Origin of the sequence: Actinomycetospora corticicola (genome assembly GCF_013409505.1) — a bacterium.
Taxonomy (GTDB): Bacteria; Actinomycetota; Actinomycetes; order Mycobacteriales; family Pseudonocardiaceae; genus Actinomycetospora; species Actinomycetospora corticicola.
Genome location: NZ_JACCBN010000001.1, coordinates 5,721,369 through 5,738,043, shown reverse-complemented (window position 1 = coordinate 5,738,043; position 16,675 = coordinate 5,721,369). Strand labels below are relative to the sequence as shown.

At 76.9% G+C, this 16,675-nt stretch carries 12 protein-coding genes; 4 read left to right on the top strand and 8 right to left on the bottom strand.

Features of this window, described 5'->3' with window-relative positions; genetic code table 11:
- Positions 1–30 precede the first annotated feature (30 nt).
- Positions 31–1,452, bottom strand: a complete 1,422-nt coding sequence (locus tag BJ983_RS27920; protein WP_179796803.1) for a M20/M25/M40 family metallo-hydrolase — start codon at positions 1,450–1,452, stop codon at positions 31–33.
- A 99-nt stretch (positions 1,453–1,551) separates the two neighbouring features.
- Here BJ983_RS27920 and BJ983_RS27915 point away from each other — a divergent pair, with 99 nt between their 5' ends.
- Positions 1,552–3,303 carry a gamma-glutamyltransferase family protein gene (locus BJ983_RS27915; RefSeq protein WP_218891658.1) on the top strand — a complete coding sequence of 584 codons (1,752 nt, stop codon included), beginning with the start codon at positions 1,552–1,554 and terminating at the stop codon, positions 3,301–3,303.
- Between the two features lie 5 nt (positions 3,304–3,308).
- Positions 3,309–3,704: a DoxX family protein gene (locus BJ983_RS27910; protein ID WP_179796801.1), complete on the top strand. Its 396-nt coding sequence runs from the start codon at positions 3,309–3,311 to the stop codon at positions 3,702–3,704.
- Here the strand turns inward: BJ983_RS27910 and BJ983_RS27905 are convergent.
- From BJ983_RS27905 to BJ983_RS27880, 6 genes are all read right to left on the bottom strand, one after another.
- Positions 3,701–4,423: a hypothetical protein gene (locus BJ983_RS27905; RefSeq protein WP_179796800.1), complete on the bottom strand. Its 723-nt coding sequence runs from the start codon at positions 4,421–4,423 to the stop codon at positions 3,701–3,703. The genes BJ983_RS27910 and BJ983_RS27905 overlap by 4 nt on opposite strands.
- 31 nt (positions 4,424–4,454) lie before the next feature.
- On the bottom strand, positions 4,455–5,222 hold the full coding sequence (locus tag BJ983_RS27900) for an FAD-binding oxidoreductase (RefSeq protein WP_179796799.1): 768 nt from the start codon (positions 5,220–5,222) through the stop codon (positions 4,455–4,457).
- Between the two features lie 28 nt (positions 5,223–5,250).
- Entirely contained in the window at positions 5,251–6,648 is a 1,398-nt protein-coding gene (locus BJ983_RS27895; RefSeq protein ID WP_179796798.1) for an FAD-binding oxidoreductase, read from the bottom strand.
- Between the two features lie 148 nt (positions 6,649–6,796).
- Complete coding sequence (locus BJ983_RS27890) at positions 6,797–7,774, bottom strand: pirin family protein (protein WP_179796797.1); 978 nt, start codon at positions 7,772–7,774, stop codon at positions 6,797–6,799.
- A 159-nt stretch (positions 7,775–7,933) separates the two neighbouring features.
- Positions 7,934–11,365 carry an ATP-dependent helicase gene (locus BJ983_RS27885; RefSeq protein WP_179796796.1) on the bottom strand — a complete coding sequence of 1,144 codons (3,432 nt, stop codon included), beginning with the start codon at positions 11,363–11,365 and terminating at the stop codon, positions 7,934–7,936.
- 8 nt (positions 11,366–11,373) lie between these two features.
- A complete protein-coding gene (locus tag BJ983_RS27880; RefSeq protein WP_179796795.1) occupies positions 11,374–14,622 on the bottom strand; it encodes an ATP-dependent helicase in 3,249 nt (1,082 codons plus the stop codon).
- A gap of 274 nt (positions 14,623–14,896) precedes the next feature.
- Between BJ983_RS27880 and BJ983_RS27875 the strand changes: the two genes are divergently transcribed.
- The gene (locus BJ983_RS27875; protein ID WP_179796794.1) at positions 14,897–15,817 is read left to right on the top strand and encodes a DUF1206 domain-containing protein; all 921 of its coding nucleotides are present in this window, start codon (positions 14,897–14,899) and stop codon (positions 15,815–15,817) included.
- A 3-nt stretch (positions 15,818–15,820) separates the two neighbouring features.
- Here the strand turns inward: BJ983_RS27875 and BJ983_RS27870 are convergent, their stop codons facing one another.
- A complete protein-coding gene (locus BJ983_RS27870) occupies positions 15,821–16,216 on the bottom strand; it encodes a DoxX family protein (RefSeq protein WP_179796793.1) in 396 nt (131 codons plus the stop codon).
- 45 nt (positions 16,217–16,261) lie between these two features.
- On the opposite strand from BJ983_RS27870, the gene BJ983_RS27865 reads away from it, so the two are divergent.
- Positions 16,262–16,573, top strand: coding sequence for an MGMT family protein (locus BJ983_RS27865; protein ID WP_179796792.1), 312 nt, complete (start codon positions 16,262–16,264; stop codon positions 16,571–16,573).
- Positions 16,574–16,675: the final 102 nt, after the last annotated feature.

Below are 16,675 nucleotides of genomic sequence, written 5' to 3'. Positions count from 1 at the left end.
CAACGACGCTGTCCTGCCACCGGGGGCGGGTCACGAGGTCACGCGCTCCGCCAGGAGCCGCCACAGGTGGGCGACCGACTCGGCCCCGCGCAGCAGCAGCGGGAGCACCGCCCGCTCGTCCGGGGCGTGGATCCGGTCCGCGGGCAGCATCACGCCGAGGAAGGCGAGCGGCGCGTCGAGCGCCGTCGTCAGGAGGGCCTCCGGGCCGCTGCCGCCCTCGCGGGCGGGCAGGACCTCGGCGCCGAGCGCGATACCCATCGCCTCGCGGATGGACGCGACCAGCGGGGAGTCGAGGTCGCAGATCAGCGGCGGCACCCCGGGGCCGCCGGTGGACACGTCGGCGTCGATCCCGGCCGGGATCCGGTCGGCGACGAACCGTTCCAGCAGCGGCTTGATGCGCGCCGGGTCCTGGGCGTCGACCAGGCGGAACGTCATCTTGAGCGTCGCGGAGTGCGGCACGATCGTCTTGTGCCCCGGCCCGGCGTAGCCGCCGTGCAGGCCGTTCACCTCGGCGGTGGGCCGGGCCCAGAGCCGCTCGTAGGTCGACCAGCCGGCCTCGCCCGCCGTCGCCATCGCCCCGGCCGCGGAGCCCGCCAGCCACGCCGGCTCGTCGAACGGCAGGGCCGCCCATGCCGCGCGCTCCTCGGCGGTGGGTTCCCGCACGTCGTCGTAGAACCCGGGCACCGCGATGTGCCCCGCGTCGTCGTGGAACGCCGCCACGAGCCGCGCGAGCTCGGTGACCGGGTTGGGCACCGCCCCGCCGAACTGGCCGGAGTGGAGGTCCACCGCGGCTCCGCGGTAGACGACCTCGAGGTCGACCAGGCCGCGCATCCCGCAGCACACGGTGGGGGTCTCGCGGTCGACCATGCCGGTGTCGGTGACGACGATCTCGTCGCAGGCCAGCGCGTCGCCGTGGGCGGTGAGCAGCTCGGCCAGGTGCGCGGAGCCGGACTCCTCCTCGCCCTCCACGAGCAGCTTCAGCGACACCGCCGGGGCCGTGGCGCCGGTCGCCGCGAGGTGGGCCCGGACACCGAGCAGCACCATGGCGATGTGGCCCTTGTCGTCGGAGGCGCCGCGCCCGCGGAGCTCCTCCCCCACCACCTGCGGCTCGAACGGCGCGAAGCTCCACCCGTCGGCGAGGTCGGCGGGCTGCACGTCGTGGTGGCCGTAGACGAGCACCGTCGGCGCGGTCGGGTCGGCGGCGGGCCAGTGCGCGTACACGGCGGGCAGGGCCGCGGTGTCGGACCAGACCTCGACCGTCGGCCACCCGTCGCGGCGCAGCGTCGCGGCGAGCCATTCGGCCGACCGCGTCACGTCGGCGTGGTGGCCCGGGTCGGCGCTGATCGAGGGGATCCGCAGCCACTCGGACAGCTCGGCGACGAAGGCGTCGGCCCGCGACGCCACCTCCGCCTGCTCGACGGTGCCCGACAGGGGTTCGACGGTGCTGGTCACGCATCCACGCTAGCCCCGTCGGTGCGCCACGATGCCCGGGTGACGTTCACCCGCCCGCCGGCCTTCACCACACGTCCGACCCTGGAGGGCACCGTCGGCATGGCGGCGTCCACGCACTGGGCGGCCTCGGCCACGGCGATGGGGGTGCTGGAACGCAACGGCAACGCGTTCGACGCGGCCGTCGCCGCGGCCTTCGTGCTGCAGGTCGTCGAGCCCCACCTCAACGGGCCGGGCGGGGACATGACGGCGATCTTCACGACGGCGGGTGACCCGGCCCCGCGGGTCCTCGACGGCCAGGGCCCGGCGCCCGCGGGTGCGTCCGCCGCGCGCTACCGCGACGCGGGCCTGGACCGGGTACCCGGGGCGGGCGCCCTGGCCGCGGCGATCCCCGGCGCGACCGACGCGTGGTTGCTGCTGCTGCGCGAGCACGGGACGTTGGAGGTGGCCGACGTGGTCGGGCCCGCGGTCGGCTACGCCCGGGACGGCTTCCCGGCGGTCGCCCGCGTCGGGTCGACGGTCGCGGCCGTCGCCGACCTCTTCCGCGAGCACTGGCCCGCCAGCGCCGCACTCTGGCTCCCCGACGGCCGCCCGCCCGCTCCCGGTCAGGTGCTGCGCAACCCCGCCTGGGCCGCGACGCTGCAGCGCCTCGCCGACGCCGCGCAGGGGCCGACCCGCGAGGCCCGGGTCGACGCGGTCCGCACGGTGTGGGCCGAGGGGTTCGTCGCCGAGGCGGTGGCGGCGTCCTGCCGCACGCCGCACCGGCACTCCTCGGGGACCGACCACGCCGGGGTGCTGACCGTCGAGGACTCCGCCGGCTGGCGGGCCTCGGTGACCGAGCCCGCCGTCGGGACCTTCCAGGGGCACCGCATCGCGAAGACGCCGCTCTGGGGCCAGGGGCCCGCGCTGCTGCAGATGCTGGCACTGCTCGAACCGGACGCCCCCGACCCGGCGACGGAGGAGGGCGCCCACCGCGTCCTCGAGGCGATCAAGCTCGCCCAGGCCGACCGGGAGGCGTGGTTCGGCGACGACGCCCCGATCACGGTCGCCGAGCTGCTCGACCCGGGCTACGTGGCGCAGCGGCGGGCACTGATCACCGACGAGGCCTCCCCCGAGGTCCGTCCCGGTCGGGTCGGTGGCCGCGAGCCGCGGATGGCGGAGCTCGCCACGGCCGGCGTGGCGCCGGGGGTCACCGCGGGCGCGGCCGTCGGGGAGCCGACGGTGACCCTGGAGGGCGAGCCGGGCACCAGCTCGCACGGCGAGATGCGCGGGGACACCTGCCACCTCGACGTCGTGGACCGCTGGGGCAACGTCGTGTCGGCGACGCCGTCCGGGGGCTGGCTGCAGTCCAACCCGACGATCCCGGAGCTCGGCTTCGCGCTCGGCACCCGGCTGCAGATGACCTGGCTGGAGGAGGGCCTGCCCTCGACGCTGACGCCCGGACGCCGGCCGCGGACCACGTTGACCCCGACGCTCGTGCTGGACGACCACGGCCCCGTGGTCGCCCTCGGCTCGCCGGGCGGGGACCAGCAGGACCAGTGGCAGCTGCTCTACCTGCTGCGCACGCTCGTCGGGGGCTGGTCGCCGCAGGCCGCGATCGACGCCCCGGCCCTGCACACGACGTCGTCGCCGGGATCGTTCTGGCCGCGGGACCGCGAGCCCGCCGGGGCCACCGTGGAGGACCGCCTCGGCGACGCCGTCATCGCCGGGCTGGAGCGACGCGGGCACCGGGTGACCCGCGCGGGCGACTGGGCACTGGGTCGGTTGTCGGCCGTGGGCATCGACCGCGACCGCGGGGTGCTGTGGGGTGCGGCCAACCCCCGCGGCATGCAGGGCTACGCGGTGGGAAGGTGATCGACATGGCCTTCTCGCTGCGTCGCCGTCGTCGTCCGTCCGCGGAGCGGTCCGCCGCGCTGCTCGCGTACCCGTTGCTGGGGATGGGGGTGCTGCACTTCGCGGCGCCCGCACCGTTCGACACGCTCGTGCCGCCGTGGATCCCGGGCGAGGCGCGGTTCTGGACCTACGCGAGCGGCGTCGCCGAGCTCGCCGTCGGGACCGCCGTGGCCGTGCCGCGCACGCGGCGCCTGGGGGCGACCGCCGCCGTCGGGCTGTTCCTGGCGGTGTTCCCCGCCAACGTGCAGATGGCCTGGGACTGGCGGCACCGGCCGTGGCCGTGGCAGGCCGTGGCGCTGGGCCGACTGCCGCTGCAGTACCCGATGGTCACGCACGCCCTGCGGGTGCGGGCGGACTCCTAGGCGGGCAGCCCGAGGACGTCCGCCGGGTCGTGACGGCGGGCGAGCGCGGCGAAGCGGGCCTCGTCGCCGTCCGTGGACTCGGCCGCGAGCAGGGCCGGACCGGCGCCGTCGGCGTCGAGGACGACCTCGGTGACCACGCCGACCGCCTCCGGACGGCAGCGGAAGGCCCACCAGAGCTCGGGGTCCGGGTGCGCCCCCGCGAGGTGGTGCACGACACCGTCCCCGGTGACCAGCGTGACGCCGCGCAGGCCGCCGGCGCCTGGCGCGTCGGCCACGGTGTCGGGACGGCGGGGCACGCGGACCGTGCCGCCGCCCGCGCCGACGACCCGCCGGACCTGCGACCAGGCCGCGCCGACCCCGGCGTGGACGAGCCCGTCGCGGACCACCACACGGTCGGCGCGCGCGAGGGAGAGCGCGACGGTCGGGCGCCCAGACCGGCTCGGCGGCTGGGCGGTGTGCGGATCGAGCACGACGACCTCGGCGTCGTGCTCGTTCGCCCAGGTCAGGGTGGCGACGACGTCGGGGGTGCCCGTCGCGCCGACGACCGCGACGAGCCGCGACGGGGGCCGTCCGATCGACGTGGTGCGCAGCAGCTCGACCGCGGCGTCGGCGGTGTAGGGCGGCAGCACCGGGCCGTGCACGAGGTCGCCCAGCTCCATGGCCGCACGGGCCACGCGGCCGGCGGCGCCACCACGGTGCGGGCGCGGACTGATGGTCACGCCCGGTGCATCGCTCGCCGACCCGGAAGGGTTATCCGGATTCCCCGATCGATCGGGTGAGGATTCCGCGCGGGTCGTGTCGGCGCGACACGTCGGCGAAGCGCATCCGGTCCCCGGCGCTCCACGTCGGGCGGCGCTGGAGGGTCGCGATGTCCCACGGGTCGAGCACGACCTCGGTGAGGACGCCGATCCGGTCCGGCCGGGCCCGGTAGGCCCACCACAGGTCGGGGTCGCCGGTCCGCGCCCCGAGCCGGTGCACCCGGCCGTCGCCGGTCACCAGGACGACCCCGCGCTTGGTCACCGACCCGACGCCGTGGGCGACGAGCCCGGGACGGTGCAGCAGCGCGCGCGGTCCCGGGCCGCCGTCGCCCGCAGCGCGGTGACAGGCGGCCCAGGACGCCCCCACCCCCGCGCGCAGGGTGCGGGCCGCCCGGTCCGGCACCACCCGGTCGAGACGGCCCAGCGCGATCGCCAGCACCGGTCGGGCCGCGGCGGGCGCCGTGCCCACCGCGAGCGCGGGCCGGTGCGGTCGCGGGTCGACCACGACGACCCCGACGTCGTGCGCCCCCGCCCACGAGACGGCGGCGGCGACGTCGTCGGTGCTGGTGGCGCCGACGACCGCCAGCAGGCGCGGCAGGGCGCCGACGGCGGGGTCGGCGACGAGTTCGACGGCGGCGTCGACGGTGTACGGCGCGTGCACCGGCCCGTCGACGAGCGGTTCGAGCTCCGCCGCGGCCTTGCCGGCCCGCCCGGCGCGCAGCACGCGCCGTGACGGCAGTTCCTGTGGATCGGTGGTCATGACGTCCCCCCGTCATTCGACCTGGTCGCTATCGCAGCCCGAGCCGCCGGCCCCCCAGCACGGCGTCCGGATCGGTGCGGGCGACGACGGCGGCGAGCCGCGCCCGCCCGTCGTCGTCCCAACAGGCCCCGGGACGGGCCCGGATCGTCTCCGGGGAGGCGTAGTTCGCCGGGACCGTGCCCGTCGACCAGGGGGCGAGCGCGTCGACGAGGCCCAGCCCGACGGTCGGCACGATTCCCGCCAGCTCCGGGACCATCGGCGCGATCACGCCGACGCCGTACGGCGCCCGTGCTGCCACCCCCTGCGTCCCCCGCAGCGCCCGGCCGCCGGTCTGCCGGAGCTCGACGATGATCACCGGTAGCTCGCGCTGCGGGCCGGCGACCTCCAGCACGGTGTCGATCGTCTCCCGGGTGATCTCCCGCAGGTACGCGCCGGTGATCCAGGAGGGCATCGGGTCCGTGGGGTCGCAGTGCACGGCGTCGATCGCGGGCGACGGCAGTTCGTCGACCATGTCGACGATCGGGGTCGCGATCCGACGCATCGGCGCGAGGACCTCGAGCCCCTCGATCTCCGGTCCGAGATGCCAGACCCGGAGGTGCACGACGGTCCGGCCCCGCAGCGACGGCGGAGCGGCCTCGAGGTCGGGCATGCGCAGGATCGCGATCGAGGTCGTGGTGTTCTCACCCAGGCCGGCCTGCCAGTCCCGCCAGGCGTGCAGGACGGCGGGGGCGTCGACGGCGTCGTAGAAGATCGCCCCGCCGTAGAAGCGGGAGACCTCGACGAGCTCGACGGTCATCTCGACGACGATCCCGGCGGCGTCCTTCCCGCCCAGCATCGCGTCGAAGAGCACGTCGCCCCGCCCGACCTCGCGGATCTCGCCCTCACCGGTGACCACCTGGATCGAGCGGACCCGGTCGGCGCCGAGACCGAAGCGGCGGATCATCGGCCCGATCCCGCCCCCGGTGCAGAACCCGACGACGCCGACGTCCGTGGAGGAGCCGCTGACGCCGGTCAGGCCGTGGGGGGCGGCCGCCTCGATCACGCGCGCCCACTTCACGCCGGCGCCGACCCTCACGGTGCGCGTGGCGGGGTCGACGTCGCAGCGGTCGAGCCGCTTCGTGGACACGATCAGGGTGCCGCGGTGCGAGAAGTCGGCGTGCCCGGTCGCGATGACGGCGACGCCGAGGTCGCGGGCGCGGGCCCAGCGGACGGCGGCGGCGACGTCGTGGGCGTCGGTGGCCCCGACCACGCCGACGGGCTCGTGCACCGGCGCGAGGTTGAACCCCGCGATCTCGGCGACGAGCCCCACGTCCCCCGGATCCCACACGGGTCCGGACACGGCTTGGCGCAGGTCGACGAGGTCGACGAGGTCGACGAGGTCGACGAGGTCGACGGACGACGTGGTGGGGGCAGCCAGCTCGGTCATCTCGACGCTCCGTGTTCGTCACAGGGCCACTCGAGTGAGTGGTCAGTGTCATGAACCGTAGAGAGCACACTGAGAGTGAGACAAGACGCAATATTGCGCTGGATCTGGCACGGAGAGTGGCGGACGGCCGTGACCGTCCGTGCGCGGATCAGCCCCGCGGACGGATCGTGGCGTTCGGCAGCGTCGGCGCGTGCAGCCGCGCGGTGCTCCCGTCCCGGCCGACGTACCCGACGACGTGGCCGTAGCGGGACTCCGGGTCGTCCTCCCAGGCCGCCCGGAACGCGACGATCTCGTCGTGGGTGCGGGCGACGAAGTTCCACCACATGACGATCTGCTCGCCGAACGGGGTGCCGCCGAGCAGCAGGAGGCGCGTCGGCTCGTCGCCGGGGTTGGTGAGCTCCAGCCGGTCGCGGCCGGGTGCGAGGTAGGCGAGCTCGGCCGCCGCGACCGGGTGCTCGCCGACGGTCAGCCGACCGGTGTCCACCAGCACGCCGTGCTCGAAGGACGGGTCGAGGTCCAGGCCCACCGACGCGTGCGGCTCGAGCAAGATCTCCGCACCGAGCAGCGGGCTGAACGTCTCGACGGGGCTCGCGATCCCGGCGAGCTCGCCCAGGAACACCCGCAGCGTGGCGCCCACGAGGTCGACGGCGTCCGGGGTGTGGTGGGCGAAGGCGCGCGGGGTGCCGCGGTGCGCGTCGGGCAGGGCCAGCCAGAGCTGCGCGCCGTGGAGCACGGTGGTGTCGGGCGTCGAGACCTCGGAGTGGCAGACGCCGTGCCCGCCGGTCATGAGGTTCAGCTCCCCCGGCCGCACGATCGCGTGCACCCCGTGGGAGTCGCGGTGCTCGACCTCGCCGGTGAACAACCAGCTGACGGTGGCCAGTCCGGTGTGCGGGTGCGGGGCGACGTCCATGCCGCCGGACACCGACACGTCGTCGGGCCCGTAGTGGTCGACGAAGCACCACGCGCCGATCAGCGACCGCCGCCGCTGCGGCAGGGTGCGGCGCACCGTCATCGCCCGGGGCCCGCCGAGGGGCACCTCGCGCGGCGTCAGGATCTCGACGACGTCGTCCGGGGTCTCGCGGCCGTCGCAGCGCACCTCGTCGGGGGCCGTCTCGACGTTGCTCACGCCCCGATCATCCCCCTCGCTGGGCCGTGGTCGCCAGGAGCGGGCGCTGACCCGACCCCCGCCCGCCGCGAGCGGCCCGGCATCCTCGCCGCGAGGGTCACAGGAGGCAGGGCCGGCAGCCCGACGGGCTGCCTGACGTGAACCTCGCGGCGGGGGCGGTCAGCGCACCTCGGGGTCCCCGTCGTCGAACCCGGTGGTGTCGGGGTCGGCCTCGTCGTCGGTGAAGTCGGCACCGCGCACGGCGTCGTCCCCGACGGGCTCCCGCACCTCCACCGGCACGCTCGCCACGAGGGCCCGCAGACCGGCGGCGTCGAGCAGGTCGGCGGGGGTGACCGTGCGGTCCTCCCGCACGTAGTGCAGGGCGGCCCGGACCCGTTCGACGGGCGTGTCGGTGAGTGCCGCCCACGCCAGGCGGTAGGCCGCGAGCTGCACCGACAGGGCGGGCATGGCCTCCGGCCCCGGCGGCGCGCCGGTCTTCCAGTCGACCACGGTGGCGCCGCCGTCGGGGTCGGTGAAGACCGCGTCGATGCGGCCGCGCACCAGCGTGCCCTCGACCTCCGTCTCGAACGGCACCTCCACCGCGACCGGGGTGCGGGTGGCCCACCGGCTCGCACTGAAGCGGTCCTGCAACACCGCCAGGTCGGCGGCCGCGTCGGCGTCGGCGTCGGCCGACTCGTCCGCGGCGCCCGGGAGCTCGTCGAACTCGAGGAGCTCCGTGCGGGCGAACCACCGCTCGACCCACGCGTGGAACTCCGTGCCCCGACGCGCGCGGGGGTCGGGCGGACGGGGGACGGGGCGGCGCAGACGCCGGGCGAGGGCGTCCGGGTCGGCGGCGAGGTCGACGAGCTGGCTCACCGAGAGCTGCGGGGGCAGCAGGACGCGCGCGTGCCGTTCCCGGGTGGCGGCCCGCTCGGCGAGCAGCACCTCGACGTCGCCGGCCCAGCCGTCGGGGTCGGGGTCCACCTCACCTGCGGCCTCCCCGGCGGGCGCCTCGACCGGCTCCGCCCGGTCCCGGGCCGCCCGCACCAGCGCCGCGCCCTCCTCGACGGCGCTGCGCCGGTCGGCCAGCGGGTCGATCGGCCAGGCCTGCGCCCGGACGGTCTCCGCGAGCGGGTTCTCCGCGCCCTCCTCCGGCGGGTCGGCCCAGGTGTCCACGACCGCGCCGCCGGCGCGGGCGAGCGTCCCGATCTCCTGCAGGAGCTCCGACGGCCCCCGCGGCGTGCTCCCCGTCTCGCCCCACCAGTAGCCGGAGACGAGCAGCGTGCGCTCGGCCCGGGTGAGCGCGACGTAGAACAGCCGCCGCTCCTCGACGAGGCGGCGCTCGTCGAACTCCTGCTCGTGGCGGTCGAGCCGCTCGGTGAGCTCCTTGCGGTCGGCGACCCCCGCGACGTCGAGCGTCGGCAGGTCGGGGCGGTCGCCGCGGAGGTCGACCGGCAGCGACGGGATCGTGGTCAGCCACGACCCGCTGAGCTTCGGCCCCGGGAACACCTTGGTGCAGACGTGCGGCACCGCCACGACCTGCCACTCCAGCCCCTTGGCGGCGTGCACCGTGAGGACCTGCACGCGGGTGCCGCCCAGCGCCGGGTCCGACGCCGCCGCGACGTCGACCTCGCCCGGGGTCAGGCCGTCCTCCGCGTCCTCCGCCGCGTCGAGGTAGGCGAGCAGGGCCGTCGGCGTGGCCGTCCCGCCCGAGGCGGCCGCGCCGCCGGAGAAGTCGGCCACGACGTCGGCGAACGCGTCGAGGTGGGCCCGCCCGACCGCGCCGGGCCGGGCCACCGCCTCGACGTCGAGCAGCAGGGTCCGCTCGACGTCGGCGACGAGGTCGACCAGGGGCGCGGTGACCCGCCGCCGCAGGCCGGCCAGCTCACGGGCGAGCCGGGTGATCCGGGCGTGCCCCGCGGCCGAGTACCGGGCGGGCGGCCCGGGGTCGTCCAGCGCGTCGACCAGCCCGGCCCGTTCGGCGTGCTCGCCGGGCAGGGCGTCGGCGATCGGGTCGGGCGCGGCCGCGGTCGGCAGGTCGGGCGGGGTCGGCGGGGCGGCCAGCTCCCGCGCCCGGCGCCACAGCGCGGCGAGGTCGGCCCCACCGATCCGCCACCGCGCGCCGGTGAGCAGCCGGACCGCCGCACCGCCCGCGAGCGGGTCGACCACGAGCCGCAGCGCCGACACCAGGTCGCGCACCTCGGGCTCGTCGAGCAGGCCGCCGAGGCCGACGACCTCGACGGGCAGGCCCCGGGCCCGCAGCGCCGCGGCGATCTCGGTCATGTCCGCCCGGCGCCGGACGAGCACCGCGCTGGTGGGCGCCGGCTCCCCCGCGTCGAGCGCCGCCCGCCAGCGGTCGGCGATCCCGTCGGCGAGCCACTCGCGCTCGGCGAGCACGTCGGGGTGCAGGGCGACCCGCACGTCCCCGGGCGGCGCCCCGGCGAAGGCCCGGAGCTCCCCCACCCCGTCGAGCGCCCGCGGCTCGCGCAGCGGTTCGACGACGCCGTTGGCCAGGTCGAGCACCTCGGGCGGGTTGCGGAAGCTCGTCAGGAGCCCGAAGCGCCGGGCGGCCACCCACTCGCCGTCGGGGTCGGGCCGGGGGAAGTCGGTGACGAACCGCGGCAGGTTCGCCGCGCTCGCCCCGCGCCACCCGTAGATCGACTGGAAGGGGTCGCCGACCGCGGTCACCGCCGTGGTCTCGTCCCCCGCGAACAGCGCCCGCAGCATGATCCGCTGGGCGTGCCCGGTGTCCTGGTACTCGTCGAGCAGGACGGCGCGGAACATCCCGCGCTCGGCCTGCCCCACCTCCGGGTGCTCGTCGGCCAGGCGCGCAGCGGCCGCCATCTGGTCGGCGAAGTCGAGGCAGCGCTCGGCCTGCTTGCGCGCGGCGAGCTCGGCGACCAGGGGCAGCAGCGCCGCCCGGAAGCGCTGCCGCTCGACGATCTTCACCAGCGTCTGCGGGAGCGCGGCCTTCTGCCGCTTGGCGGGCGGCGTCGCCTCGATGACGCGGCAGAGCGCCTCGGTGTGCGCCCGCAGGGCCTCGGGGTCGGCGAGGTGCTCCCCCAGCTCGCCGGCGAGCGCCAGCACGTACTGCGTCACGGTGGTGGGGACGAGCGCGGTGTCGAGGTCCCGCGCCCAGGACGACACCACCCGGTGCGCGAGCTGCCACGACGCGGTGGGCGACAGGAGCCGGGCCCCGGGGTCGGTGGGCAGCCGCAGCCCGTGCTCGGTGAGCAGCCGGCCCGCGTAGGCGTGGTAGGTCGACACCGTCGGTTCGAGGGTGCGGACCAGCACGCGCCGTTCCCCGCTCGGGTCGATCTCGTCGAGCAGCGGGTCGGACGCGAGGCGCCGCAGCCGCTTCCGGATGCGGTCGGCGAGCTGGCCCGCGGCCTTGCGCGTGAACGTCAGCCCCAGGACCTGGTCGGGGGTGACGACGCCGTTGGCCACCAGCCACACCACGCGGGCCGCCATCGTCTCGGTCTTCCCCGACCCGGCACCCGCGGTGACCAGCGCCGACGCGAACGGCGCCGCGATCACCTCGGCCTGCTCGTCGGTGGGTCGGCGCAGCCCGAGCCGCTCGGACAGCTCGACCGGGTCGATCACTCCCGTCATCAGCCCCGTCACGGCACCTGCCTCCCCGAGGTGTGCACGGGGCAGGCCGTGCGCACCGGACACCGCGGACACGCGTCGTTCTCCTGCCCGACGAAGCGCGGGCCCGCCGTGAGCCGGGCCGCCGTGGCGACCTGCTCGCGCCAGTGCTCGACCCCCTCGGCGTCGAGCGGAGGCTGCGCCCGCGTCTTCGCCTCCGCCCCGTCGCGCTGCAGGTAGATCAACCGGGCGCCACCGGGCACCGTGCGGGCCGCGGAGTCGGCGGGCCCGGCGAGGACCTCGCCGAACGCCCCGAGCGCCACGGCGAGCTGGTAGACCGCGAGCTGCGGGTGCTCCTGCGCGGCCGGCGCGCTGATCGGGGACTTGCCGGTCTTCACGTCGACGATCACCGGCCGACCGCGGTCGTCCACCTCGAGCCGGTCGACCCGACCGCGCATCGCGACCCCTTCGGCGAGCCGGGCGGCGACCGACTCCTCCACCGCCACCTCCGTCAACTCCCGCCGCGAGGACTCCCGCCAGGCGAGGAACGAGCGCAGCATCGAGCGGCAGTTCGCGAGCTCGCGGCGGGAGAACCAGGGCGCCCCGGCGTCGACCGACGCCCACGCGACGTCCAGCGCCTCGCCGAGCTCCCGCTCCCCCGCGCCCTCGGCCGCCCGCTGGACGAGCGCGTGCACGAGGGACCCGGTGACCGCGGCGAGGGAGTCCGAGTCGTCCCCGCCGTGCGCCTGCAGGGCCCACCGCAACGGGCAGGTCAGGATCGTCTCGACCGCGCTCGGGCTCACCGTGACCGGCGTGCCCTCCTCGCGCAGCGGCTCGGTGGTGGACACCTCGAGCAGGCCGTACCACTCCTCGGGATCGGCGCCCGGGACCCCGGCCTCCGCGAGCCGGGCGAGGTGCGCCGCCGCCCGGTCCCGGCGCGCGGGCTCGGTGTCGGCGTCGGTCACCGCCCGACGCAGGTCCCCCACCAGCTCCGCGAGCACCAGCGACCGGCGCGGGCGCACCCGGGCGCGGGGGGTGTCGTCCGCCGGAGCCGCGGGGGCCACGTCGTCGAGGAAGCGCGACGGCGTGACGTCCTCGGCCTCCACCGCGCCGACGTGGACGGCGTGGCGCGCCCGGGACAGCGCGACGGCGAAGAGGCGGCGCTCCTCGTCCAGCAGCGGGACCCGGGTGGACAGCGCCGGGTCGTCGGGCACCCCGGCGAGGACGTCGATCATCCGCTCGACGCCGAGCAGCGTGCCGCGCCGCCGCAGGTCGGGCCACACGCCCTCCTGGACGTCCGGCACCACCACGACGTCCCACTCCCGCCCGCGGGACGCGTGCGCGGTGAGCAGGGCGACCGCCTCGCCGTCGGGGGCGCGGGGAGCCAGCGAGTCGCTCCGGATGCGCTGCTCGTCGACCTGCGCGACGAAGCCCGCGACCGTGCCGCCGGGCAGCTCCTCGGCGTAGCGGCCGGCGCGCTCGACGAGGGCGACGACGGCGTCGAGGTCCCGGTCGGCCTGGGCGCCGACGACCCCGCCGCGCTCGCTGACCGCGACCCACCGCCGCTGCAGCCCGCTCGCCGACCACACCGACCACACCGCGTCGGGCACGCTCTGCCCCGCCCGGATCGCGTCGACGGCCGTGGCGAGGAGGCGGGCGATCCGCCGCAGCGGGCCCACGTCGGTGTCGGGCAGCAGGGCGAGCCGGTCGGGTCGTCCCGCCAGGTGGTCGACGAGGACGTCGACGATCAGCTCGTCGCTGGACCGCGACTCCCCGGTCGCGCCGCCCTCGTGCAGCCGGAGCAGCCCGCGCCGCAACCGCCGGAGCCCGAGCGGCTCGGCGCCGCCCAGCGGGGACACGAGCAGCCCGAGGGCGGTGTCGGCGTCGAGGGCCTCGGCGGGCGGGGCCACGGCCGCCGCCGCGGCGGCACGGAGGAGCGTGAGCAGCGGCGCGACGGCGGGCAGCGCGGCGAGCGGGGTGTCGTCGGCGGGCACGGCGAGCGGCACCCCGGCGGCGAGCAGCGCGCGGCGCAGCGGCGGCAGCGACAGCGGGACCGACCGGACCACCACGGCGAGCCGCGACCACGGCACCCCGTCCATCAGGTGGGCCCGCCGCAGCGTGTCGGCCACCCACGCGGCCTGGTGGCCCGGCGTCGCGAACACCGAGACGGTGGCCGCGCCGCTCTCCGGCTCCTCGCCCGGCGGGCCGGTGCGGGAGCGCGCCGGCCCGGTGCCGCGCAGCGGCTCGACCACCCGCGCCACGGCGTCGCGCACCGCGCGCGTGCCGCGGTGGTCGACGTGCAGCACCGCCGTGGCCGCACCGCCCGGATCGGCGTCGCGCAGCAGGCCGGGGGCGGCGCCCCGGAAGCCGAGGACCGACGAGTCGGGGTCGCCGGCCAGCAGGAACGTCGTGGCGCTGCGCCCGAGCACCCGGGCGAGCTCGAACTGCTGGGGGTCCATGTCCTGCGCGTCGTCCACCACGAGGTGGCGCACCGCCGCCCGCTCGGCCTCGAGGAGCCCCGGGTCCTGCGCGAAGGCGTCGAGCACCGCCGCGACGAGCTCGGCGGCGTCCAGCGGCGGCGCCGAGGCCAGCGGGTTCGCCGACCCGGCCGCCGCGCGCAGCAGCGTGACCTCCTCGTAGGACTGGTAGAAGCGGGCGGCGGCGACCCACACCGCGACGTCGTGCTCCTTGCCCAGCGCGCGCAGCTCCCGCGGGCCCAGTCCGCGCTCGGCGGCGCGCAGCAGCAGGTCCCGCACCTCCGCGGCGAACGCCGGCGCCTCCAGCGCGGGGGTGAGCCGGGCCGGCCACCCCGAGCCGCGGCCGTGGCCCTCGGCCTCGCCGGCCAGCAGGTCGCGCACCACGGCGTCCTGCTGGGCGCCGGGCAGCAGGCGCGGCGGCGCCAGATCCTGCCGCGCGGCGTGGCGGCGCAGCACGGCGAAGGCGTAGGAGTGCACGCTGCGCACCAGCGGCTCCCGTGCCGCGGTCAGCCCGCCGCCCACCTCGCCCGCGAGCACCCGGCGTCGGGCCGAGATCCGCTGGCGCAGCGCGGCGGCGGACCGCCGGTCCCCGACCAGGACGAGCGACCCGGCGTCGGGATCGGCGTGCAGCAGCCGCGCGACGCGCTCCGCGAGCAGCGTGGTCTTCCCCGTCCCGGGACCACCGAGGACCCGCAGGAAGCCCGCGGCGTGCTCCAGGACCCGCCGAGACCCGTCGTCGAGCAGGAGATCGGCGGGCAGCCGCGTGGCCGACCGCAGCAGTCTCGGAGCCGCCTGCACCGTCATGCCCCCGAGGGAACCACGCCCCCCCGACAACCTCGGACGAGGGCGCACTTCTTCAGGTCCGCCCGCGTGTGGTCCCCGGCCCCCGCGGGGACTCGACGGGCAACGCGGCCCGCGGGGATGCCGCTCCGTCGTCCTGCCCGGGAGCACCGTGTCGCCCCTCGTCCGAAGCCGCCGCGCGCCGGCCGCGCCGCGTCCCACGATCAGCGTCCTGCCGCCGGTCCCGGTCGACGTGACACCGGTCGACGTGACACCGGTCGACGTGACACCGGCCGACGTGACACCGGCCGACGTGCCGGCCGACGCGCCGTCGGTGGGGGTCGCGACCCGCCGGGCCCGGCTGCGCCGCGCGGTCGCGGGGATGGCCGACGCGCGGGGCGACGCCGGGCCGTACGGCGTCGAGCTGCTCGGCCGCGGCGGGCTCGTGAGCTACGGCGTCCTGCACCTGCTGCTGGCCGGCCTCGCGGTGGTCCTCATGCGCGGCAGTCCGACGGTGCACGCCGACCAGCAGGGCGCGATCGCCGTCATCGCGGGCATCGGTCCGGTGGGTGCGGCGCTGCTCGGACTCTCGATCCTGGGGCTGGTCGCGTTCGGGGTGTGGCAGACGCGGGCGGCCCTGGTCGGCTTCCGCTGGGTCTCCGGTGGCGAGCGCTTCCGCAAGCGCTGCGGGGCCGCAGGGAAGGCGATCGCCATGTTCTCGATGGCGTCGCTCGCGTTCAAGCCCGCGATCGGTCCGTTCCGGGGACCGCCCCCGGGCGGCCCGCCCGCGCCGTCCGCGCCGCACGGGGTGAGCGACCTGGTCGCGAGCCTGTTCGCGCTGCCCGGCGGCCGGATCGTCGTGGGGGTGGCCGCGGCCGTCGCGCTCGGGATGGCGTGCGGGATGTGCTGGACCGGGCTGCACGCCACGTACCTCGGGGACCTCCACGCGGCGCGGCTGACCCGCCGGCTGCGGCGGATCGCGGTGATCGCGGGCAGCTACGGCAACCTCGCCCGGGCCACCCTCACCGGATCGGTCGGGATCCTCTTCGCCGTCGCGGCGATCACCGGTGACGCCCATCGTTCCGGGGGCTTCACCCAGGCGATGTGGTTCATCGAGGGTGCGGGCCCCTTCGGGGTCGTCGCGATGGTCGGGGTCAGCGGGGGCCTCGCCGCCTACGGCGTCTACTGCTTCATCGACGCCTACGCCCGCCGGGTCTGACCCTCACCGCCGCGGGACCACGCCGGTCGACCACAGCGCCACCGCGATCGGGACGGGCTGGGCGAACAACCGCAGGAACCGCATCCGGTCGGAGTTCAGCCCCAGGCCGTCGCGACGGTGGCGCCACTGCGCGATGTTCCCGGGGAACACCGCGGTGAAGAAGAGGGCGGCGATCGTCCCGATCTTCACCCGCTCCTTCGGGAACGCGACGAGCGCGGTGCCGAGCGCGACCTCGGCGCACCCCGAGATGACCACCGTGTCGTCCACGTCGATCGGCACCCAGGGCGGCACCTGGGCCCGGAAGCCCTCGCGCGCGACCGTGAGGTGGGAGAGCCCGGCCCCGACGAGGAAGGTGCCGAGGCCCACGCGGGCGAGGTCCTGCAGGGGCGTCGTCGTCATGGGCCCCGGGTGCCCCCCGGACCCGGCGGAGCACACTCCGGTGCCGTGGACGAGGAACGGCACGAGCGGATCCGGGCGGTCGTCGCGTCGATCCCGGCGGGCACGTGGTGCAGCTACGGCGACGTCGCCGCGGTGGCGGGCGAGCGCTCGGCGCGGGTGGTCGGCACGGTGCTGCGCGAGGACGGCGCGGACGTGCCCTGGCACCGGGTGCTGCGCACCACCGGGACGCCGGCCCCGCACATCGCCGTCGAGCAGATCCGCCGCCTGACCGCCGAGGGTGTGGTCGTCGTCGACGCGCGGGCGGCGAAGGACCAGCGACACGTGTTCGAGGAGCCGGAGCCGGAGCCGGCGCCGTGACCGGGACGAACGGGCCGTTCGTGCAGCGAGAGGCCACGAACGGGTCGTTCGTTCCGATCCTGGCAGCCTCTTCCCGACGCCGGGTCGGTGCCGGCCCGGCAG